Origin of the sequence: Mesorhizobium sp. M0983, from assembly GCF_040318975.1 — a bacterium.
Lineage (GTDB): Bacteria > Pseudomonadota > Alphaproteobacteria > Rhizobiales > Rhizobiaceae > Mesorhizobium.
Genome location: NZ_JAMYNH010000014.1, coordinates 1 through 19588 on the forward strand (window position 1 = coordinate 1; position 19588 = coordinate 19588).

The 19588-nt window shown below is 61.3% G+C and carries 21 protein-coding genes and 1 tRNA gene; 15 read left to right on the forward strand and 7 right to left on the reverse strand.

Going from position 1 to position 19588, the window contains the following annotated elements:
- Positions 1 to 170: 170 nt before the first annotated feature.
- Positions 171 to 833, reverse strand: coding sequence for a peptide-methionine (S)-S-oxide reductase MsrA (msrA, locus tag NKH71_RS22795; protein ID WP_023719003.1), 663 nt, complete (start codon positions 831 to 833; stop codon positions 171 to 173).
- A gap of 72 nt (positions 834 to 905) precedes the next feature.
- Entirely contained in the window at positions 906 to 1229 is a 324-nt protein-coding gene (locus NKH71_RS22800) for a hypothetical protein (protein ID WP_023719002.1), read from the reverse strand.
- 421 nt (positions 1230 to 1650) lie between these two features.
- Here NKH71_RS22800 and NKH71_RS22805 point away from each other — a divergent pair.
- Positions 1651 to 1740: transfer RNA gene (locus tag NKH71_RS22805), tRNA-Ser, on the forward strand.
- A gap of 183 nt (positions 1741 to 1923) precedes the next feature.
- On the forward strand, positions 1924 to 2412 hold the full coding sequence (locus NKH71_RS22810; RefSeq protein WP_352548339.1) for a GNAT family N-acetyltransferase: 489 nt from the start codon (positions 1924 to 1926) through the stop codon (positions 2410 to 2412).
- 419 nt (positions 2413 to 2831) lie between these two features.
- On the opposite strand, the gene NKH71_RS22815 is transcribed toward NKH71_RS22810, so the two are convergent.
- The 4 genes from NKH71_RS22815 to NKH71_RS22830 all read right to left on the reverse strand — a co-directional run bounded on the left by NKH71_RS22815 (position 2832) and on the right by NKH71_RS22830 (position 5382).
- The gene (locus tag NKH71_RS22815) at positions 2832 to 3239 is read right to left on the reverse strand and encodes a heme-copper oxidase family protein (RefSeq protein WP_023719001.1); all 408 of its coding nucleotides are present in this window, start codon (positions 3237 to 3239) and stop codon (positions 2832 to 2834) included.
- A gap of 272 nt (positions 3240 to 3511) precedes the next feature.
- Complete coding sequence (locus NKH71_RS22820; RefSeq protein WP_031194005.1) at positions 3512 to 3784, reverse strand: hypothetical protein; 273 nt, start codon at positions 3782 to 3784, stop codon at positions 3512 to 3514.
- Positions 3785 to 4227: 443 nt separating this feature from the next.
- Positions 4228 to 4836 carry a YdeI/OmpD-associated family protein gene (locus NKH71_RS22825; RefSeq protein ID WP_023718999.1) on the reverse strand — a complete coding sequence of 203 codons (609 nt, stop codon included), beginning with the start codon at positions 4834 to 4836 and terminating at the stop codon, positions 4228 to 4230.
- A 120-nt stretch (positions 4837 to 4956) separates the two neighbouring features.
- Positions 4957 to 5382 (reverse strand): cupin domain-containing protein, encoded by a 426-nt coding sequence (locus NKH71_RS22830; protein ID WP_031194003.1) that lies wholly within the window; start codon positions 5380 to 5382, stop codon positions 4957 to 4959.
- Between the two features lie 320 nt (positions 5383 to 5702).
- On the opposite strand from NKH71_RS22830, the gene NKH71_RS22835 reads away from it, so the two are divergent.
- The 13 genes from NKH71_RS22835 to NKH71_RS22895 all read left to right on the forward strand — a co-directional run bounded on the left by NKH71_RS22835 (position 5703) and on the right by NKH71_RS22895 (position 18649).
- Entirely contained in the window at positions 5703 to 6137 is a 435-nt protein-coding gene (locus NKH71_RS22835) for a DUF3597 domain-containing protein (protein ID WP_023718997.1), read from the forward strand.
- A gap of 408 nt (positions 6138 to 6545) precedes the next feature.
- Positions 6546 to 6776: a hypothetical protein gene (locus NKH71_RS22840; RefSeq protein WP_023718996.1), complete on the forward strand. Its 231-nt coding sequence runs from the start codon at positions 6546 to 6548 to the stop codon at positions 6774 to 6776.
- A gap of 255 nt (positions 6777 to 7031) precedes the next feature.
- Positions 7032 to 7220, forward strand: a complete 189-nt coding sequence (locus NKH71_RS22845) for a DUF3606 domain-containing protein (RefSeq protein ID WP_023718995.1) — start codon at positions 7032 to 7034, stop codon at positions 7218 to 7220.
- Positions 7220 to 7402 (forward strand): hypothetical protein, encoded by a 183-nt coding sequence (locus NKH71_RS22850; protein WP_036244723.1) that lies wholly within the window; start codon positions 7220 to 7222, stop codon positions 7400 to 7402. The genes NKH71_RS22845 and NKH71_RS22850 overlap by 1 nt, the downstream gene beginning before the upstream one ends.
- Positions 7403 to 7558: 156 nt before the next feature.
- Positions 7559 to 9040 (forward strand): hypothetical protein, encoded by a 1482-nt coding sequence (locus NKH71_RS22855; protein ID WP_352548342.1) that lies wholly within the window; start codon positions 7559 to 7561, stop codon positions 9038 to 9040.
- 335 nt (positions 9041 to 9375) lie between these two features.
- On the forward strand, positions 9376 to 9465 hold the full coding sequence (locus NKH71_RS22860) for a K(+)-transporting ATPase subunit F (RefSeq protein ID WP_023675300.1): 90 nt from the start codon (positions 9376 to 9378) through the stop codon (positions 9463 to 9465).
- Between the two features lie 25 nt (positions 9466 to 9490).
- Positions 9491 to 11194, forward strand: a complete 1704-nt coding sequence (gene kdpA, locus NKH71_RS22865; RefSeq protein ID WP_023718991.1) for a potassium-transporting ATPase subunit KdpA — start codon at positions 9491 to 9493, stop codon at positions 11192 to 11194.
- A 213-nt stretch (positions 11195 to 11407) separates the two neighbouring features.
- Positions 11408 to 13501, forward strand: a complete 2094-nt coding sequence (gene kdpB, locus NKH71_RS22870) for a potassium-transporting ATPase subunit KdpB (RefSeq protein WP_023718990.1) — start codon at positions 11408 to 11410, stop codon at positions 13499 to 13501.
- Between the two features lie 12 nt (positions 13502 to 13513).
- Entirely contained in the window at positions 13514 to 14083 is a 570-nt protein-coding gene (kdpC, locus tag NKH71_RS22875; RefSeq protein ID WP_023718989.1) for a potassium-transporting ATPase subunit KdpC, read from the forward strand.
- Between the two features lie 52 nt (positions 14084 to 14135).
- Positions 14136 to 16871 (forward strand): DUF4118 domain-containing protein, encoded by a 2736-nt coding sequence (locus tag NKH71_RS22880; protein WP_352895347.1) that lies wholly within the window; start codon positions 14136 to 14138, stop codon positions 16869 to 16871.
- Complete coding sequence (locus NKH71_RS22885; RefSeq protein ID WP_023718987.1) at positions 16868 to 17560, forward strand: response regulator transcription factor; 693 nt, start codon at positions 16868 to 16870, stop codon at positions 17558 to 17560. The genes NKH71_RS22880 and NKH71_RS22885 overlap by 4 nt, the downstream gene beginning before the upstream one ends.
- 147 nt (positions 17561 to 17707) lie before the next feature.
- Positions 17708 to 18013 carry a hypothetical protein gene (locus NKH71_RS22890; protein WP_023718986.1) on the forward strand — a complete coding sequence of 102 codons (306 nt, stop codon included), beginning with the start codon at positions 17708 to 17710 and terminating at the stop codon, positions 18011 to 18013.
- 126 nt (positions 18014 to 18139) lie between these two features.
- Positions 18140 to 18649, forward strand: a complete 510-nt coding sequence (locus NKH71_RS22895; RefSeq protein WP_023718985.1) for an NUDIX hydrolase — start codon at positions 18140 to 18142, stop codon at positions 18647 to 18649.
- A gap of 71 nt (positions 18650 to 18720) precedes the next feature.
- On the opposite strand, the gene NKH71_RS22900 is transcribed toward NKH71_RS22895, so the two are convergent.
- A complete protein-coding gene (locus NKH71_RS22900) occupies positions 18721 to 19572 on the reverse strand; it encodes a citryl-CoA lyase (RefSeq protein ID WP_023718984.1) in 852 nt (283 codons plus the stop codon).
- Positions 19573 to 19588: the final 16 nt, after the last annotated feature.

Below are 19588 nucleotides of genomic sequence, written 5' to 3' on the forward strand. Positions count from 1 at the left end.
CGGCCTGGCGGGCCGCTCGGTTTGGGGGCGCGGCGGGGGGGGCCCACCCGCCGCGCGCGCCAAACCCCCCCCCCCCAAAAAAAAATTCTCCCTTTTTTTTTGCCCTCTTCCCCCGGGGGGCCCCCCCCCCCCCCCCCCCACAGCATATTCCTTGCGTCAGGGGCGCAAAATCAGGCGGAGACGGCGGCCGGAATGGCGCAGGAGACGCCGGTTCCGTGCAGGCCGCAATAGCCATAGGGGTTCTTCGCCAGATATTGCTGGTGGTCTTCCTCGGCGAAGTAGAATTCCGGCGCCGGCGCGATCTCGGTGGTGATCTTGCCGCGTCCGGCACCGCGCAGCGAAGCCTCGTAAGCATCGCGCGAAGCGAGCGCCGCCTGGTGTTGCGCGTCGTTGAATGTGTAGATCGCCGAACGGTAGGTGGTGCCGACATCATTGCCCTGGCGCATGCCTTGCGTCGGGTCGTGGCTTTCCCAGAACAGCTTCAAAAGCTCGGCATAGGACACGATCTTCGGATCGTAGACGACGAGCACGACTTCGGCATGGCCGGTGAGCCCGGTGCAGGTTTCCTGATAGGTCGGGTTGGGCGTGACGCCGCCAGCATAGCCGGCCGCCGTGACCCAGACGCCATCGACCTGCCAGAACAGGCGCTCGGCACCCCAGAAACAGCCCAGCCCGAACATCGCCGTCTCAAGCCCTTCGGGATAGGGACCCTTGAGCGGCCTGTTCGAGACGAAATGCTTCGATGCCGTCGGGATCGGCCGGTCGCGGCCGGGCAACGCCTCGGAGGGCTTCGGCAGGTTGAGCTTCTTGTTCAGCATATCGCTGAGAAACATGTGCGATTTCCTTTTCTTCTTGCTTGAGCCTTCCCCGATCCGGGGAACGCTGGATCCGGGAACGCAGGAATTTTAGGTCGCGGCGAACCGCCCGCTGGGGCGCTGCCGCCTGTAGCCGATGGCATAAAGAACGAAGGCCAGCACCGCGAACACGGCAAAGCCGGGCTGGCTGAGCACCCAGGCGATGGCGCCGTCCCACAGCAGCGGATTGAGCTTGTCGCGGACGAAGCTTTCAAAGGCGCTGCGCGTGTCCGGCGAGACGGCGAGCCAGCTGGTGTTGAGCGGGGTCATCACCAGCGCCGAAGCCGCCACCGACCGGGTCGCGTCGAGCACGGCCATGATGACCGAAACCGAAAGCGCGACCATTGCAGCGAGACGAAAGACGAAGCGGAACATCCAGACCCTTCCTCCCCAGGAGTTTATCGGAATGTCGTGTCGGACTGTTAAATAGGATTTACCTGCTTCGTCTGCAATCGCGACACGCGAAGTTGAACTTACGCCGGCGGCTTGCACCTGGGCCGGCTGACGAGCCAGACGGCGAAGACGCCGCGGCCGACTGGTTTGTAGGCGCCCAACGAGCACACTGATGCCATGGGCTGAGCATCCCTATCCGGCAAAGCGAATAGAGTGTCTTGGCATTCGGCACCGGATCGACTAGATGAGCCCCGCGCCTGTTGCTTTGACGGCTCGGGTGCGGGGAAAGGGTATCCGCTGGTTGACGGCGCCCACGGCCGGAATTCCGGGCCGGAATCCCAAAGGAGATGCATCTCCCCAACCCGCACGGCGAAACCGGCCGCGTCGAAGATGCTAAAAGGACGGAGAGGTGGCCGAGTGGTTGAAGGCGCACGCCTGGAAAGTGTGTTTACGGGAGACCGTAACGCGGGTTCGAATCCCGCTCTCTCCGCCAGCTAATCCCGAGAAACCCTTTATTTTCCGGGCGTTTGGTAAGGTTCGGTTAGTAGCCTACTAACCAGCCTACTAATCACTAGGGTCAAAACTCCGCCAATGGCCGAGATGGGTGGAAGACCGACGTTCGCTGACAGAAAGACATCACCGTCGCAGCGTCGTCTACAAACGGGGAGGTGTCTCAATGTCAGTGGAAATCCGGGCTGCCTCGGAGGCAGACTTTGACGCGCTCGTTCGGCTCAATCAGGTGGTTCAGAGTCTCCATGCTGAATTGCATCCAGACGTTTTCAAACAGGCAGCCGATCCGTCTGCGGTGAGGACATTCTTCGCAGCGAGGCTGGCTGATCCGAAGAGCTCGATCGCGATTGCTGAGATTGATCGTGCTCCAGTCGGCTACGTCTGGTTTGAAATTCAGTCGCTGCCAGAAACGCCGTTCACTTTCCCTCGGCCCCTGATCTATGTGCACCACATCTCGGTTATGCCGGAAGCTCGTCGTCGTGGAGTTGCCGCAGCTTTGATGTGCCATGTTGAACAGCGAGCTGCTTGCGAAGGTATCGACGAAATTGCTATGGGCATCTGGGCAGCCAATCTCGACGCGCGGCATTTCTTTGGGTCGCAAGGATGCGTTCCGTACAACATTGCACTTTGCAAGAAGCTTGTGAGAGTCAGCTAAGGGTCAGCAAGCGGACGTTTGAATTACGGTGACAGTGCACTTTGAATTACGGCGACAGAATTACGGCGACAGTGCACTATTTGTCATGTTTGCTCGGCTGTCGCTGTGCGTAAATTGAACGCATGGCTCGACTTGCATTACCGCGCCGCCGATGTCGCGCAACCGATGGGCAGCGAAGCACTTCTCGACCGTGATTGCCGAGCAAACCGGAAAGAGCAGTGAAATTGGGAAACGCGACAGGCGGGAAAAAGAAAATGGTGCACTGTCACCGTAATTCGTAATTTGCAGAGGGCGCGAAGGATCGCTACTGAGCGGCTCCATCTGCGCCGCACCCCTTACCCCAGATCAGCCCACAAGCCGAACGACCCGCGCTCCACCAGAGCGCGGGCTTCGACAGGTTCGTTAGTGTCGCTACGCGTCTAGCGCGGAACGGCTTGTATTCCCGAGACCGAGCGCTCTGTTTCGCCGGAGAAAACCACGAAGGCAAAGATCAGCACGGCGACAGCGACAATCATTGAGCCGGTGGCGACGATCGGCTCGAGCGCCGGATTTCCCTGCAGCATCAGGTAAAGCGCCGGCAACATCACGACCAGGCCGAGATTGTAGACGCCATAGTGGATCATCGCCGTCCTGCGGGCAGCCTTCGCCGGGTTCAGCGCATAATAGCCGCCGAATATTGCACTGGTGACCCATCCCAGCAGGTTGATGTGCGCGTGAGCCGGAAACGCGCCGTGATCGCCTGAAATTGCCATCTGCAGGCCAGCTGCAATTCCCAGAATAAGAAAGACGATGGCTGTCTTGAAAAAGAGCTCCGAAACCTTAGGCATGTCATTCTCCCAAACCCGTTTTGCCGCCGCATCATGCTTTGTTTCCGGCGACCTTGCCAAGGGGGGACCATCGGGCCTGCCGAACCATTTGTTGGCGGCCTGACGGCCCGTTGGCGGCCGGCCACCGAGACTGGCCGGTTGCGAGTCCAGCCGGTAAAAAATATGCGCTCACGCTAATTTGATTGCAATATCACCCGCCAGGCTTCCACGTCGTTCTCACAAGGGAAGTGACCTGCACGATGGTGGTGCCATACGCGCCAAAGGTCAGCCTGTCAGTGTTGCAGCAAGGCCTCGCCAAACTTCTCCCACAGCTGTGTGCAATCTGTTGCTCTGAGGCTGGGGGTTCCGAGTGGGCCATATCGGATGACGGCGGCGTGAACATCATAGCCAACGATAGGTGCATTGGCGACAAAGTGGATAGCCTCGCCCAATCGGCGAGAGCCAATTGGCGCATCGGTTTTGTTGGTGATGTCGAAGACACCACAAATATCCACTTCCTGATTTCTGGCTGCCAACGCAGCTTCCATTACCTGTTCGTGCATCATCGAAATCTCTCCTAACGGTCTAAGTCTAAGAACCGCGGCTTTTGCCGGTCCGGCAGCTGACAACCGCCAAGTCGAAGTGCCTTTTGCAGCATCTCGATTGGCTCTTGCTGCGAGCCACTCCGCCCGCTCCCGCGGCAAGCCGATAAGGCAACTGCCCGCGAAATCCGCAGGCACGTCCACGGTCGCATCAAACACGGCCCACGTGCCAGTCGGCTCCTGAACGGGCAAAAACCTCATAACAGCGCCTGCTAATATACCATACCGACTGTGAGGACGGAGCTTTGTTCCTGCATCGATCAAACGAATGAGAGATGTTGTCGAAATGTCAGGCGACGCTCGCCGAAAACAATCGTCGGCGACATCGCCAGGATCGAAGGCTGAGCAGCGATCCGGCCGCATTCGGGACAAGCACAAGATGCGGGAGACAAGCGCGGTCAGAATGTTCAGCCAGAATCGCGTTTTCGTTGCGGATGGATGGTCTCGCCGCGCTTCAGCATCTCCACGAACGCCGCGATCTTCTTCTTGCGTCCGGCTTCGGTCTTCATGTTGTGGGTGCGGAAGGCGAGCGCGAAGCGGTTTTGCTCGCTGAGCTTCGCCAGCATCTCTTTCGCCTTGGGCTCGGCGTCTATTGCCGCCTGGAGGTCGTCGGGGATCTTCATCTCCTTGCCGCTCCTATAGGCGCGCGCCCAGCGGCCGTCGGCCTTGGCTGCCTCGGCCTGCCTCAGCCCATGCTCGGTCATCCGGCCCTCCTCGATCAGCCGGGCGACATTGTCGACGTTGATCTGGCTCCAGGTGCTCTTCTTGCCGCGCGGGGTATAACGCTGCAAATAGCTTTTGCCGTCCAGGGCCTTGCGCACCGCATCGATCCAGCCCCAGCATAACGCCACGTCGATGGCTTGCTTCGGCGTGATCGACGGCAGCCCCGAATCGCGCTTATGGATCTTGATCCAGACTTCGTCCTCGCTGTCGTGATGCTCGCCAAGCCAGGCATGGAAGCTTTCGGCATCCCTGAACTCGCGCACCTTGGCCGGGTCGACCTTGACGGGCGCCATCAGCCGGTCCGCCCGTGACACAGGCGCGTAACGACGCCGAACCGCTTGCCGGCCGCGCGCGCGCTCATCTCAGCTCCAAGTCCGCAATCCGCAGGCCGGATGATTCCCGCTGGCACGCGTTCAGCCTGCGCGATTGGGCGTGCCGAGGACATGGGATTTCGGCGGCAGCATGACGTCGTCGAATGTCTGCGTGAACATCGCCGCCGCAAAGAAAGCGACGGCGCGCAGGGTTTCGGTGCCGGTGTTGACGAGGTCGTGCCGGACCGGCGTCGGAAGTACCAGGACGCTGCCGGGCCTGACCGGGTGGATGCTGCCGCCCTCGATGTGCAGCTCGCCGGTGCCGGCGATGATGTATTGCGTCTCCTCGGTGGCGTCGGTGTGCCAGCCGAGCCGCTTGCCGGGCTCGATCTCGTAGACAATGACTGAGGACTGGGTGGTGCCGTGCCCGCCGTAAACCGCGAAAGCGCCGGCCCATTTGACCGACGGATCGTCCTCTGCCCAAACCAGCGAACGTTCGAGCCTGTCGGATGCGACGACTGCTGTCATGGCTTCGTTCCTCTCAGCGAATGGCGAACACGAATCTAGATGATTTTTCTGGTCTGCGTCAGCAAAACTGGCTGCCAACCGTTTCCCTCGCCCATTGCGCGTAACTATTTGTCGTGCCGCGATCTGACCATTCTACTCTGGGGTCGGATCACTGAGCCGATTTCACCATGCAACCAAGCCTTTACCTTTCAGCCAGTTTGGAGTTGCCCCTGCGTTGCGTTCGTGGTCCGGTACAACCAGGGCGCTCAATGCGAATTCGGCAACGGTCGCCTCACCGACCGTCAAGGCAACACACCGTGAAGGCAACCCAGGAGATAGCAATGGGCATTTTCGACAGTATCAAAGGTGCGATTTTCGGAAACGCGGTTGCGGCCGAAGCGCCGCCGGCGCAACCGTCTCCCGCGCCTGCTTCGAGCACGGCCACCCAGCCGACGGCGCCTACCCGACCCGACCCGGCTGCAACCCCGGCTCCGGCAACGCCATCCGCGCCGTCCTCTGCTCCTGACATCGCTGCCATTCTCGACAAGGCGGTGGCCGCGAAAGGGCAAAAGCTCAACTGGAAGAATTCGATCGTCGACCTGATGAAGGCTCTGAATATCGATAGCAGCCTCGGCGCCCGCAAGGAGCTTGCTCACGAGCTGAACTACACCGGCGACATGAACGACACCGTAACGATGAATCTGTGGCTGCATGATGCACTGATGAAAAAGCTGGTCGAGAATGGCGGCAAGCTTCCGAGCGATATGGCCGCCTAGAGTCATAAGACAAGCAATTCCAGGAAAACGTGTGAACGGTTTTCCATCCGGAATTGCGTCAAACAAAAAAGACAGACCGGTTCGGCGTTCCGTGAAACGAAGAACCGTCCTGGTCCTGCCCGCACCGTGGTTCTTGCTGCGCTGACTTCGACCGCAACCGAGCAGACCCGACTGCCAAGCAATCAAACTGCCAAGTAAATAAATTGAGACCCATCCCGGCCGCCGGGATGGGTCTGTGGCGAAGTCGCATGGCACAAAAGTGCTGCCGCCTCGCGCCTGGATTGCCTCACGCAAAACCGACGATTTCGGTCGCTGCCCCGCGTGCTGGTAGGACCACCATTTCGCTGGCGAAACCCGACGTTCGGCGTATCATTCTCGCGGGAGAGGGTTCATGGTGGGAGGAAGCCAATGAACGTGGTGCAGAGGGTGACTGTCGCCGACTTGACGGCCCAAGAGCTTGTTTCATCTGCGCTTTCAAGATTCGGCGCCGGCGACACCATATCGACGAGGGCGATGCTGGACATCGTTCGCCGGACGGCCCCGGCCTGCGGTGACAGTGACGACGATCTGGTCGAGATTATCGTCATGACGGCCGTTGGTAGGACCATGGGGGTCGTGTTCGACCATCGCTACCCTTAGCAATCCGCAACGAATACCAGGCTGCGCCCAGGAGCAGTGGCGGGCGGTTGGCAGCGCGCGGCGGAAATTTACTGGTGCGGCCAAGGAAGCGAGCCTTTTTGTGCGCGAAGGCCAGCCTGGCGCCGTGCCCCTGCTTTGAGCAAAAACCGCCGCTCATGTCGGGTCATGCCCGAGGGTAGGCAACTGGGCGACACGCTCGAAGGAACTCGCTGAAATCTTGCCCGTTATGCTCTCGTTGAGATGAGGAGAGCTGCCATGGCCGACGACAAAACCAGGACCGACAGTCGCGACCGCTCACGAGTGGCGGGCGGCGAAGACTATGAGGTACGTCATTTCGCCGAGGAAGCGGGCATTACCCCTGATCAGGCACGCACGCTGATCAAGCGCCACGGCACCGACCGCAAGGTGCTGAACGAAATCGCCGAGAGCATAAGAGCGTCGTAATGGCTAACAAGAAAACCGCAATGGCCGACCGCAAGACGCGCGATCCGGACGAAAAGAAGGCTCTGCACCTGGCCGAAACCACCGACGTTTCGCCGAAGCAGGCGAAGGATCTGATGCGCAAGCACGGCAAGGACAGCCCGAAGGTCGAGAAGGAAGCCAAGAACTTCAAGGCCGAGGGCTGAACGGCCGGAGGTCTGCCCGTCACCCGCAACTTAATAGTCGCTGCTCAACGTGCCCAGCCGGTTAGACGCGCGGCACAGGGGTCGCAATCCCGTAGCTTATCGGTTTTCTAACAAATTCGGGCTATCCCTTCCGCTATCGCGGCTCAGGGATGCCATATGCGCGGGATGTCTGGTGAGGCGAGGCCGTCGATAGACGACATACGGCATGTGAGGCTGGTGTTTTGCCTGCTGGCGGCCGTCGTGATGGCGACGGCGCTCCTCGCCTTTGCCACCTCCCTCCTGCAGGATCCCGATAGCTGGTGGCACATCAAGGTCGGCATGGATATGCTGGCAAGCCGCACATTCCCCTCCGTCGACATTTACTCCTACACTTTTGCCGGCCAGCCATGGATCGCCAAGGAATGGCTTAGCCAGGTTCTCCTTGCCCTTGCCTTCGAAGCCGGCGGCTGGAACGGCGTGGTACTGCTGGCGACTGCGGTAATCGCGCTGACGGCCTTCTTGACGTCGTGGTATCTCAGCGCGTCGTTGAAGCCGACGCTGGCGATAGCACTGACACTGGTGCTCGCGCTCTTGATCGGGCCAATCTATGTCGCCCGACCCCACATCTTTACCTTGCCCATTATCGTCGTCTGGACCGCCGGTCTTTTCCAAGCCGCACGCAACGAGAAAGCGCCGCCTCTATGGCTGCTGGCGCTGCTTTGCCTGTGGGCCAATCTCCATGCCACCTTCACCTTCGGTTTCATTATCGCCGCCTTCGCCGGCCTCGATCTCGTCATGCGCACGCGCTTGTCGAACCCCCGGCTGCTGGCCAAGTGGATCGCTTTCGGGCTGCTTTGCCCGCTGGTCAGCCTGCTCAATCCCTATGGCGTCAAGGCCATACTCGCCACATTCACCGTGGCCTATGGCAATGAGGCGGTGCCTTACATTGCGGAGTGGCAACCCTTCGACGCCTCGCGGCATACCCTCCAGGAGGTGGCCCTGCTGGTGGCGTTTTTCGGGCTGCTCGTGTCGAGATTGCGTATTGGCTGGGCCAAGGCGCTGTTCCTTGTCTTCACCTTGCACGTCTATCTCACCCACACACGGTTCATGTACCTGTTCTTTCTTCTTGTCCCGGTCGTCCTTGCCGTCGAGGTTGCGCAACAATATCCAGCGCTTTCAGCCCCTACATGGGCCGCGGAAAAGCGCGACGGACTTGAACAATTTTTCGCGCGGCAATTTTCCAGAATTTGCGCTGGACTTGCCGTTTTGCTGGTTTTGGCGGCCGCGGTCTTCCTGGCCTATCCGGTCGTGCCGAGCCAGAAGACTTCGGCGAGGGATGCGCTGGCCTTCGCCCAAGCCCATAATCTGTCAGGCAATCTGCTGAATTCCTACAATTTCGGCGGCACGCTGATTTTCCATGGCATCAAGACGTTTATCGACGGCCGGGCGGATCAGCTCTTCCTGAACGGCTTTACGGAAACGGATGAGCAGACTGGGCACAGCCGGGGCAAGCCGATCCTGAAAGCCCAGCTCGAGAAATATGCGATAGGCTGGGCATTGTTGACCGCCGACGACAGCCGCATTCCGTTCTTCGACGAACTGGGCTGGAAGCGGGCCTATGCGGACGATTACGCTCTGATCTATACCCGCGCAGACTGATCCCCGGCAGCTTCGCGCGCCGGTGCGCACCTCCCCCTGAAGCTGTGGCCAGCGCCGAGGCGGCGAAATCCTTATGGGATTTTGATTTCTTTGCTCCGCGTCCCGTCTCGAACCTTTATGGCACTTTGATCCATATTCGGCAGAGCGATGTATCCGGCCGCCGATGTGAAGCGGTGAGCGGGCTTGGACAGTTTTGTCAAAGTTGAAAAGAACAAACTCAATATAGGAAATTGCACGATGGACATCATTGTTGTCGGGATAGGAATCTCGTTCTTTGCTCTATGCTTCGGTTACATCAAAGCCTGCGACGGGCTGTAAGTTTAGGGGATCGAAACATGCTCTTCGACTATATCCTCGGCGGCGCCGTGACCCTGTTCCTTCTCGCTTACCTGACATACGCCCTCGTTCGCCCGGAACGCTTCTGATCTCCGCTGGCAAGGAGCCAACCCCATGACAATCAACGGATGGCTGCAGATCCTCGTCTATTGCGGGATCGTCGTTTTGCTGGCCAAGCCGCTCGGCGGCTACATGCATCGCGTTTTCAGCGGCGAGCGCACATTCCTGTCGCCAATTCTGGCCCCGCTCGAGCGCGGGCTCTACCGTATGTCCGGGACCAGCGAGCGCGAGGAGCAGCACTGGACCTCCTATGCGGCGGCCCTGCTGTTCGTTAACCTGGCCGGCTTCCTGGTGCTCTATTTCCTGCAGCGGCTGCAAGGCGGCCTGCCCTACAATCCGGCCGGCATGACCGCCGTCGAACCTGGGCTTGCCTTCAACACCGCCGCCAGCTTCATGACCAACACCAACTGGCAGAACTACGGCGGCGAAAGCACGATGTCCTATCTCGTGCAGATGGCCGGCTTGACCGTGCAGAACTTTCTGTCGGCCGCGACCGGCATCGCCATCGCGGTCGCACTGATCCGCGGTTTTGCTAGAGCCTCAGGCAAATCGATCGGCAATTTCTGGGTCGATATGACCCGCTGCACGCTCTATCTGCTTGTGCCGTTCTGCATCGTGTTGACGCTTGTCTATGTCTATCTCGGTATGCCGCAGACGGTTGGTGCTTACGTCAACGCGACGACGCTGGAAGGCGCGCAACAGACGATCGCGGTCGGGCCGGTCGCTTCGCAGGTTGCCATCAAGATGCTCGGCACCAATGGCGGCGGCTTCTTCAACGCCAATGCAGCGCATCCCTTCGAAAATCCCGACGCGATCTCGAACCTGATCCAGATGGTGACGATCTTCGCCTTCGGCGCGGCGCTAACCAATGTCTTCGGTCGCATGGTCGGCAACCAGCGCCAGGGCTGGGCAATTCTGTCGGCGATGGGCGTGCTGTTCATCGCCGGCGTTGCCGTCTGCTACTGGGCCGAGGCCGCCGGCAATCCGCTCGTCCATGCGCTGGGCATCGACGGCGGCAACATGGAGGGCAAGGAAAGCCGCTTCGGCATCGCTCTGTCGGCACTGTTTGCCGTCATCACCACCGCCGCGTCCTGCGGCGCGGTCAACGCCATGCATGACAGCTTCACCGCACTCGGCGGCATGATCCCCATCATCAACATGCAGCTCGGCGAGGTCATTGTCGGCGGCGTCGGGGCCGGCTTCTACGGTATCCTGATGTTCATCGTGATCGCCGTCTTCGTTGCCGGGCTGATGGTCGGACGCACGCCCGAATATCTCGGCAAGAAGATCGAGGCCAAGGAGGTCAAGATGGCAATGCTGGCCGTCCTCTGCCTGCCGCTGGCGATGCTGGTCTTCACCGCCATCGCGGTGGTGCTGCCGACCGGCGTTGCTTCCATCGCCAACGCCGGCCCGCACGGCTTCTCCGAGGTCCTCTATGCCTACACCTCGGCCGCGGCGAACAATGGCTCCGCCTTTGGCGGTCTCAGCGGCAACACGCCCTGGTACAACATAACGCTCGGCATCGGCATGCTGATGGGCCGCTTCCTGGTCATTATTCCGGCGCTGGCGATTGCTGGATCGCTGGTGGCGAAGAAGACCGTCCCTGCCTCCGCCGGCACCTTCCCGACCGACGGTCCGCTGTTCGTCGGGCTGTTGGTCGGTGTCATCCTGATCGTTGGTGGCCTGACCTTCTTCCCGGCCCTGGCGGTCGGACCGATCGTCGAGCACCTGGCGATGATTCACCGTCAGACATTCTGAAACGGCCATGCCCTGGTTCAAGATCATATCTCGAAAGGCCCGGCATCGTCCCGAGCCGGAGGGGGAGAAAACACCTCCTCCTTTCCCGACCCTGTCCACATTCCTCGCTATTGCGGCAGCCTTGATCATTATCTGGCTGCTGGCTTACGGGCCGCCGCACCTTCGTTCGGCACACGATCGACCGGTCACCAACATCGACACTGGAGCCACCAAATGAGCCAGTCGAAATCCGTGAGCATCATGGATCCCCGCATTCTGTTGCCCGCCATCGGCGGATCCTTCAGAAAACTGAACCCGCGCACCTTGATGCGAAACCCGGTGATGTTCGTCGTCGCCGTCGTCTCGGCGCTCACCACCGTGCTGTTCGTCAAAGATCTCGTTACCAGCGGCGGCGATCTTGGCTTCACGCTGCAGATCATCATCTGGCTGTGGTTCACAGTGCTTTTCGCCAACTTCGCCGAAGCGGTGGCCGAAGGCCGCGGCAAGGCGCAAGCAGACTCGCTGCGTCGGGCGCGAACCGAGACGCAAGCCAAGCTGTTGAACGGCGGCGATCGGAGCAAGTTCAAGCTGGTGCCCGGCACCAGCCTGAAGGTCGGCGATATCGTGCTTGTCGAAGCCGGCGACATCATCCCCTCGGATGGCGAGGTGGTCGAAGGCGTGGCTTCGGTCAACGAGGCGGCGATCACTGGCGAATCCGCACCTGTCATCCGCGAATCCGGAGGCGATCGTTCGGCGGTGACCGGCGGCACGCAAGTCTTGTCCGACTGGATCCGGGTGCGCATCACCGCGGCTTCCGGCCATACGTTCCTCGACCGCATGATCTCGCTGGTCGAAGGCGCCGAGCGCCAGAAGACACCCAACGAGATCGCGCTCAACATCCTGCTCGTCGGCATGACGCTGATCTTCGTGCTGGCGACAGCGACGATCCCGAGTTTTGCCTCCTATTCGGGCGGCTATATCTCGGTGACGGTGCTGGTCGCCCTGTTCGTCACGCTGATCCCGACCACGATCGGCGCCCTGCTGTCGGCCATCGGCATCGCCGGCATGGACCGCCTGGTGCGTTTCAACGTGCTCGCCATGTCGGGCCGCGCCGTCGAGGCGGCCGGCGATGTCGACACGCTGCTGCTCGACAAGACCGGCACGATCACGCTGGGCAACCGCCAGGCAACGGCATTCCGTCCGGTCAGGGGCGTCACCGAACAGGAACTGGCCGACGCCGCCCAACTTGCCTCGCTTGCCGACGAAACGCCGGAAGGCCGCTCGATCGTCGTGCTGGCGAAGGAGAAATACGCCATCCGCGCCCGCGACATGGCAAGCCTGCACGCGAGTTTCGTGCCCTTCACCGCGCAAACCCGCATGAGCGGCGTCGACCTGGAAGGCTCCTCGGTCCGCAAGGGCGCAGTCGATGCGGTGCTTGCCCGCGTCAACCTCTCGACCATTGCCACAGGCAGTACGCGCCCCGGCAGCGACACCGTCCGCGACCTTCAAACCATCGCCGACGAGATCGCCAAATCCGGCGGCACCCCGCTGGCGGTCGAGCGCGATGGGCGCCTGCTCGGCGTCGTCCACCTGAAGGACATCGTCAAGGGCGGCATCGCAGAACGCTTTGCCGAATTGCGCCGCATGGGCATCCGCACGGTGATGATCACCGGCGACAATCCGATGACCGCGGCGGCGATCGCGGCGGAAGCCGGCGTCGACGACTTCCTTGCCCAGGCGACGCCCGAGGACAAGCTGAAGCTGATCCGCGACGAACAGGCCAAGGGCAAGCTGGTCGCGATGTGCGGTGATGGCACCAACGACGCGCCGGCGCTTGCGCAGGCCGATGTCGGCGTCGCCATGAACACCGGCACGGTCGCGGCACGCGAGGCCGGCAACATGGTCGATCTCGACAGCGATCCGACCAAGCTGATCGAGATCGTCGAAATCGGCAAGGCGCTGCTGATGACGCGTGGTTCGCTGACGACCTTCTCCATCGCCAACGACGTCGCAAAGTATTTTGCCATCATCCCGGCAATATTCGCCGTCTTCTACATCGCCCCGGGCCAAACCGCCGGGCCGCTGCAAGCGCTCAACGTCATGCATCTGGCAACGCCGCAGAGCGCTATCCTCTCGGCCATCATCTTCAACGCGCTGATCATCATCGCGCTGATCCCGCTGTCGCTGAGGGGCGTCAAATACCGCGCTGTCGGCGCCGGTGCGCTGCTCAGCCGCAATCTCATAGTCTACGGCCTTGGCGGCGTCGTCGTGCCCTTCGTCGGCATCAAGGTGATCGACATGGCCATCACTGCTCTCGGTCTCGCATAAGGAACCACGTCGATGCTCAATCAAATCAGGCCCGCTATCGTCATGATCGTCTTCTTCTCCGTTCTGACGGGTTTGGTCTATCCGATCGGCATGACCGGCATTGCCCAGGCGCTGTTTCCGGGCCAGGCCAATGGCAGCCTGATCGAGAGGAACGGCAAGGTCATCGGTTCCGAGCTGATCGGCCAGACTTTCACCAGCGACCGCTACTTCCATGGCCGTCCGTCAGCTGCCGGCGACGGTTACAATGCCGCCGCCTCGGGCGGCTCAAATCTCGGCCCGACTAACCCGAAGCTGATCGACCGTATCAAGAGCGACGCCGAAAAGTTGAGGGCCGAAAACCCGAACCAGCCGGTGCCGATGGATCTGGTCACCACGTCCGGCAGCGGCCTCGATCCGCATATCAGCCCCGATGCGGCCTATTTTCAGGTCACCAGGGTGGCCAGGGCCAGGAACGTCGATGAATCCAGGATCAAATCGCTTGTCGACAGCCATGTCGAGGATCGCGAATTGGGCTTTATAGGCGAGCCGGTGGTCAATGTGCTGGCCCTCAACCTTGCGCTGGACGATGCCACGAAACAATGATGGCGGGCGCCGGGATCGACACCGAAGCCGGCGCCGTTCATGATTGATCCTAATGCCAGACGACAGCCGCACCGCCGAAACCAGGCCCTCTCCCGACGCGCTGCTTGAGCATGCCGAGCGGGAGGAGCGAGGTCGCCTGAGGATATTTCTCGGCGCCGCTCCCGGTGTCGGCAAGACCTACGAGATGCTGATGTCAGGCCGCGCCAGGCTGGCCGACGGGATCGACGTGGTGATCGGCATCGTCGAGACGCATGGTCGCAAGGAGACGCAGACGCTGGTCGAAGGCTACGAGGTCATTCCTCGCCTTGAGATCGACTACAAGGGGCGCATTCTCGAGGAGATGGATCTCGACGCCATCCTCGCCCGGCGCCCGGCGCTGGTTCTGGTCGACGAACTCGCCCACACCAACGTCGCCGGCAGCCGCCACCCCAAGCGCTACCTCGACGTCCAGGAAATCCTGACGCACGGGATCGATGTCTACACGACACTGAACATCCAGCACGTCGAAAGCCTGAACGACGTCGTGGCCCAGATCACACGCGTCAGGGTGCGTGAAACCGTCCCCGACTCCATCATCGATCAAGCCGACGATGTCGAGATCATCGACCTCACCCCCGACGACCTGATCAAGCGGCTGGAGGAAGGCAAGGTCTACTTCCCCAACACCGCCCAGCGCGCCATCGAGAACTATTTCTCGCCGGGCAATCTGACGGCGCTCAGGGAGTTGGCGCTTCGCCGCACCGCCCAGCGGGTCGATGAGCAGTTGCTCAACCATATGCAGGCACACGCCATCCCGGGACCGTGGGCGGCCAGCGAGCGTGTCCTGGTCTGGGTCGATGAGGATCCGCGCAGCGCGTCGCTTGTACGCTATGCCCGCCGCCAGGCAGAGCGGCTTCGCGCCTCGTGGCTGGCGCTCTATGTCGAGACGCCACGCTCGACCGGGCTGTCCGAGCAGAATCGCGACAGGCTGGCATCAACGCTTCGCCTTGCTGAACAATTGGGCGGTGTTGCCGTGACCATACCTGGCCACGACGTTGCCGTAGACATCCTGCGCTATGCGGCGGCCAATAACGTTACCCACATCATCACTGGCAAGCCACGCAAGTCGCGCTGGCGGCAGTTATTTGACGGCTCCGTCACTTATGACCTGATACGCGATGCCGGCAAGATCAGCGTTCACGTCGTCTCCGGTGACGCCCAGGCGCAAGTCCCGCCGTCGCGGGGGCTGACTCCCGCTCAACCACCGCGCCTCGACATCAGGCCCTATCTGACTGTCGTCTTCTATGTCGTGGCAGGGCTGTTGTTCGGCGAATTGCTGTCGCGCGTGCTGGATGTGCGCAACATCGCTCTTGTCTTTCTCATGGCTGTGCTGGCGTCAGCGGTCACGGCCGGGCTTTGGCCGGCGATATTCGCTTCCGTTCTCAGCGCCGTGGTCTTCAATTTCTTCTTCCTCGATCCGCTCTACACGCTGAATATCAGCGATCCTGAAAGCGCCGTCGCACTCGGCTTCTTCTTCTGCGTGGCGATCATCGCCAGCAATTTGACGGCTCGGGTGCAGCGCCAGGTCGTGGCAGCACAATCCCGCGCCCGCACTACCGAGGATCTCTATTTGTTCTCCAAGAAACTGGCCGGAACGGGCACGCTCGACGACGTTCTCTGGGCGACTGCCTTCCAGATCGCCTCGATGCTGAAGCTTCGCGTGGTGCTGCTTCTGCCGGAGAACGGCACGATTGTGGTCAAGGCCGGCTACCCGCCCGACGACACGCTGGCCGAGGCAGACATTGCCGCAGCGCTCTGGGCCTGGGAACACAACCGCGCCGCCGGGCGCGGCGCCGACACGCTGCCGGGCGCAAAACGCCTCTATCTGCCCTTGCGGACCGGACGCACGGCGGTGGGCGTCGTTGGCCTCGACAACGACAAGCAAGGCCCGCTGCTGACACCCGACCAGCAGCGTCTGCTCGATGCGCTCGCCGACCAGGCGGCGGTCGCCATCGAGCGCATCCAGCTCGTCGCCGATGTTGACCGGGCCAAGCTTGCGGCCGAGGCAGACCGTCTGCGCTCGGCCTTGCTCACCTCCATTTCCCACGATTTGAAAACGCCGCTTGCCGCCATCATGGGCGCGGCCGGAACACTCAGGGACTTCGAAGCCGCGCTTCCCGAGCAGGACCGGGCGGGACTGCTGTCGACCGTGCTTGATGAATCGGAAAGGCTGAACCGCTTCATCGCCAATCTGCTCGACATGACCAAGATAGAGTCCGGCACGATGGAGCCAAATTATGCGTTCCACTATGTCGGCGACATTGTCGGCTCAGCCCTGCATCGGGCCCGCAAAATCGTCGGCGAGCACAAGACCGAGATCGATATTCCATCGGATCTGCCGATGTTGCGTGTCGATCCCGTTCTGTTCGAGCAGGTGCTGTTCAATCTCCTCGACAATGCCGCAAAATACGCGCCGCCAGGTTCGACGATCCGCCTGCAGGCCTGGGCCGACAATGGCAGCGTCATCCTGCAGATCATGGATGAGGGACCAGGCATTCCGCCAGCGGACCTGGAGCGCGTTTTCGACACTTTCTACCGTGTGCGCAAGGGTGACCAGGTGCGTGCCGGCACCGGGCTCGGATTGTCGATTTGCCGCGGCTTCATCGAAGCGATGGGCGGGACGCTCTCGGCGGCGAACAGGACCGACCGCTCGGGCGCGGTTTTCACCATAAGAATGCCGGTGCCGGCAGAACTCCCCGATGTCGGTGAACCCGATGCTGACGATCGAAACATGGACCACCTGTCATGACGAATTTGGACGTCAGGATATTGGTGGTCGACGACGAGCCGCCGATCCGGAAACTGCTTCGCGTCGGGCTCGGCAGCCAAGGCTATGCGATCAGCGAGGCGCCGAACGCCAGCGCGGCGATTGAACTCATGGAGACGGAAAAGCCGGACCTGGTCCTCCTCGATCTCGGCCTGCCCGGCATGAGCGGGCATGAGCTGCTGCGCAAATGGCGGGATGATGGCCTGGACATTCCCGTGGTTATTCTTTCGAGCCGCACTGATGAGGCCGGCATCGTCTCGGCCCTCGAACTCGGCGCCGACGATTATGTCACCAAGCCGTTCGGTATGAACGAGCTTGTGGCACGCATCCGCGTGGCGCTGCGCCACAAGTTCCAGCAGCAGGGTGAGAAACCGGTGTTCCACACCGGCGACCTCTCCGTCGATCTGGTGAAGCGCATCGTCAAGGTCGAGGACAAGGAGATAAAGCTCTCGCCGAAGGAATACGACATCCTCCGCATCCTCGTACAGCACGCCGGCAAGGTTCTCACCCACCAATTCCTGCTGAAGCAGGTCTGGGGCGATTCCACCGACGTTCAATATCTCAGGGTCTATGTCCGGCAACTCAGGCAAAAGATCGAAAAGATGCCCGACCAGCCCCGTTATATCACCACCGAGACCGGCGTCGGATATCGGCTGCGCGAAGTCGAGTGAAATGGGAGAGCCAGCCTCGCGTACCGCAATGCCTCCTCAAAGCCGGCAGGACGACGTAGCAATTCGCCGCGAATCAGCGGCGGCCATGGCATCGCCGGGCAAAACCCCTATATTAATCTGAGGTCGGTTTTGTGCGGGAATTAATGAATGTCACAGCTTCGTCTATTGACGTTTTTAGGGTCGGCAATGCTGGCAACGGTGATGCTGTCGGGCGTAAATCCTGCCGCATCGGCACAGATCGTCAGCCCCGCCGACCGCAACGCATTGATCCAGCAAAACCAGTTGCAGATGCTGGAGAACAGGCTGCAGCGGCAGCAATATCAGCAGCAGCAACAGCAATACCGTGCGCAGGACCGCCAAATCCCGGCGCCCCAACCGCAGGTGGTGCCGCAGATGAAGCCGACTTGTCAGTTGCTGCCGTCAGGGAGCGGCTTTGTCAGCACTTGCCGCTAACGTTTTCATTTATTTAGCCGACTTATTATGCTTGGATGCCGCCGCACCTGAGATAACATCGAAGGCGGTTTGGATTTAGCAATGCTGCCCTTCGTGCTTTGGGCACCGCTTCGACTGGATTTTTGAATGGCAGCCAGCAGAAAGAAGGTCGTCCGTAAGGCAAGGAAGGGCGCCCGGATTCGCCAGGTCGCGGCGATCCCCTTTCGGCTGAGCGAGCATGGCGAAGTCGAGGTTATGCTCGTCACATCGCGAACGACGAGGCGCTTCATCGTGCCGAAAGGCTGGCCGATGAAGGGCAAGGGCGGTCGCAAGGCGGCCACCATCGAAGCACAGGAAGAAGCCGGCGTCCTCGGCAGGATATTGAAACAGCCGGCCGGCACCTATTGCTACTGGAAGCGGCTGGCGAACCGCTTCGTCCGCGTCGACGTCGTCGTCTATTTGCTGGAGGTAACCGAGGAACTTGCCGACTGGCAAGAAGCCAACAGGCGGCAGCGGGCATGGCTGGCACCGGCCGACGCGGCGCTGCTGATCGACGAGCCGGATCTTTCGACGCTGGTGAGGAACATCAGGAGTCCCGAGCTGGAGCATACCCCCAAAAAGCAGAATCCGGCTTTCGGAAAAGATCACGCTCAATAAAACATGGGGGTCTATCCCGACTCTATCGGGAATTGGCTCCAGCGCCCTCCGCTGTCGCTTGAACCGACATCTCACTGACTGCCTTCGTCTTCCTCGGGCAAAGGCCGCGCCGGCGTGCCGGTATAGGCCCACAGCCATTCGCGCGGCAGCGGCCCTTTGTTGCGGTCGCTTTCCTGCGACTGTTCCCATGCATGGGCCAGGATGCCGACCGAGCGCGACAGTACGAAAAGGCCTCGCGTCAGCGGCGGCGGGAAGCCGAGCTCTCCGTAGATGACGGCCGTGGCGCCGTCGATATTGAGCGGGATTTTTTTGCCCTTGCGCCGCGCAACCTCGGCCTCGATCGCCTCGGCGATGTCGGCGAAGCGCCCGCTGACAACGCCGAGCGCGGCAAAGTCGCGGGTCAGCTCGATGAGGCGGGGTGCCCGCGGGTCGACCGGATGGAAACGATGGCCGAGCCCCGGCACATAACCGTCTTCCCCAGCAAGGAAACGATCAACCCGCGCCGACACGGCGTCCGCGAGCGGCACGCCGGCGTCCAGTTCGGCGGCGATGTCTCCGTAGAAGGAAAGCGCCTGTTCGCCGGCGCCGCCATGCACGTCGCCAAGCACGTTGATGGCCGACGCCATGGCGCTGTTGATGCCGACGCCGCAAGTGATCGCCATACGGGCGATGGCGATCGACGGCGCCTGCGGTCCGTGGTCGACGGCGGCACCCAGCGCGATGCCAAGCAGCGTCGCCTGCTCCTCGCTTGGCAGTTCGCCGCGCATCATCAGCCAGATCATTGCGGGAAAGCTGACGCGGCCGATCAGATCCTGGATCTCATAGCCGCGCAGCCGGATGACGCCGGGCCGCATCTCGATGATGCCGGTCTGCCACCATTCCTCGCCGCGCGCGCGGCCAGTCTTGTTTTCCGTGTCGCTCATGCCTTCTTTTCCGTGC

What these genes read in the sequence shown, in the direction of transcription:
- NKH71_RS22835 (WP_023718997.1), top strand. Translation starts at nt 5,703, where the DNA reads ATGGGCATTTTCGACAGTATCAAAGGTGCGATTTTCGGAAACGCGGTT.
- NKH71_RS22840 (WP_023718996.1), top strand. Translation starts at nt 6,546, where the DNA reads ATGAACGTGGTGCAGAGGGTGACTGTCGCCGACTTGACGGCCCAAGAG.
- kdpA (WP_023718991.1), top strand. Translation starts at nt 9,491, where the DNA reads ATGACAATCAACGGATGGCTGCAGATCCTCGTCTATTGCGGGATCGTC.
- NKH71_RS22845 (WP_023718995.1), top strand. Translation starts at nt 7,032, where the DNA reads ATGGCCGACGACAAAACCAGGACCGACAGTCGCGACCGCTCACGAGTG.
- msrA (WP_023719003.1), bottom strand. Translation starts at nt 833, where the DNA reads ATGTTTCTCAGCGATATGCTGAACAAGAAGCTCAACCTGCCGAAGCCC.
- NKH71_RS22880 (WP_352895347.1), top strand. Translation starts at nt 14,136, where the DNA reads ATGCCAGACGACAGCCGCACCGCCGAAACCAGGCCCTCTCCCGACGCG.
- kdpC (WP_023718989.1), top strand. Translation starts at nt 13,514, where the DNA reads ATGCTCAATCAAATCAGGCCCGCTATCGTCATGATCGTCTTCTTCTCC.
- NKH71_RS22850 (WP_036244723.1), top strand. Translation starts at nt 7,220, where the DNA reads ATGGCTAACAAGAAAACCGCAATGGCCGACCGCAAGACGCGCGATCCG.
- NKH71_RS22820 (WP_031194005.1), bottom strand. Translation starts at nt 3,784, where the DNA reads ATGATGCACGAACAGGTAATGGAAGCTGCGTTGGCAGCCAGAAATCAG.
- NKH71_RS22890 (WP_023718986.1), top strand. Translation starts at nt 17,708, where the DNA reads ATGTCACAGCTTCGTCTATTGACGTTTTTAGGGTCGGCAATGCTGGCA.
- NKH71_RS22815 (WP_023719001.1), bottom strand. Translation starts at nt 3,239, where the DNA reads ATGCCTAAGGTTTCGGAGCTCTTTTTCAAGACAGCCATCGTCTTTCTT.
- NKH71_RS22855 (WP_352548342.1), top strand. Translation starts at nt 7,559, where the DNA reads ATGCGCGGGATGTCTGGTGAGGCGAGGCCGTCGATAGACGACATACGG.
- NKH71_RS22885 (WP_023718987.1), top strand. Translation starts at nt 16,868, where the DNA reads ATGACGAATTTGGACGTCAGGATATTGGTGGTCGACGACGAGCCGCCG.
- NKH71_RS22900 (WP_023718984.1), bottom strand. Translation starts at nt 19,572, where the DNA reads ATGAGCGACACGGAAAACAAGACTGGCCGCGCGCGCGGCGAGGAATGG.
- NKH71_RS22895 (WP_023718985.1), top strand. Translation starts at nt 18,140, where the DNA reads ATGGCAGCCAGCAGAAAGAAGGTCGTCCGTAAGGCAAGGAAGGGCGCC.
- kdpB (WP_023718990.1), top strand. Translation starts at nt 11,408, where the DNA reads ATGAGCCAGTCGAAATCCGTGAGCATCATGGATCCCCGCATTCTGTTG.
- NKH71_RS22860 (WP_023675300.1), top strand. Translation starts at nt 9,376, where the DNA reads ATGCTCTTCGACTATATCCTCGGCGGCGCCGTGACCCTGTTCCTTCTC.
- NKH71_RS22825 (WP_023718999.1), bottom strand. Translation starts at nt 4,836, where the DNA reads ATGGCGCCCGTCAAGGTCGACCCGGCCAAGGTGCGCGAGTTCAGGGAT.
- NKH71_RS22810 (WP_352548339.1), top strand. Translation starts at nt 1,924, where the DNA reads ATGTCAGTGGAAATCCGGGCTGCCTCGGAGGCAGACTTTGACGCGCTC.
- NKH71_RS22800 (WP_023719002.1), bottom strand. Translation starts at nt 1,229, where the DNA reads ATGTTCCGCTTCGTCTTTCGTCTCGCTGCAATGGTCGCGCTTTCGGTT.
- NKH71_RS22830 (WP_031194003.1), bottom strand. Translation starts at nt 5,382, where the DNA reads ATGACAGCAGTCGTCGCATCCGACAGGCTCGAACGTTCGCTGGTTTGG.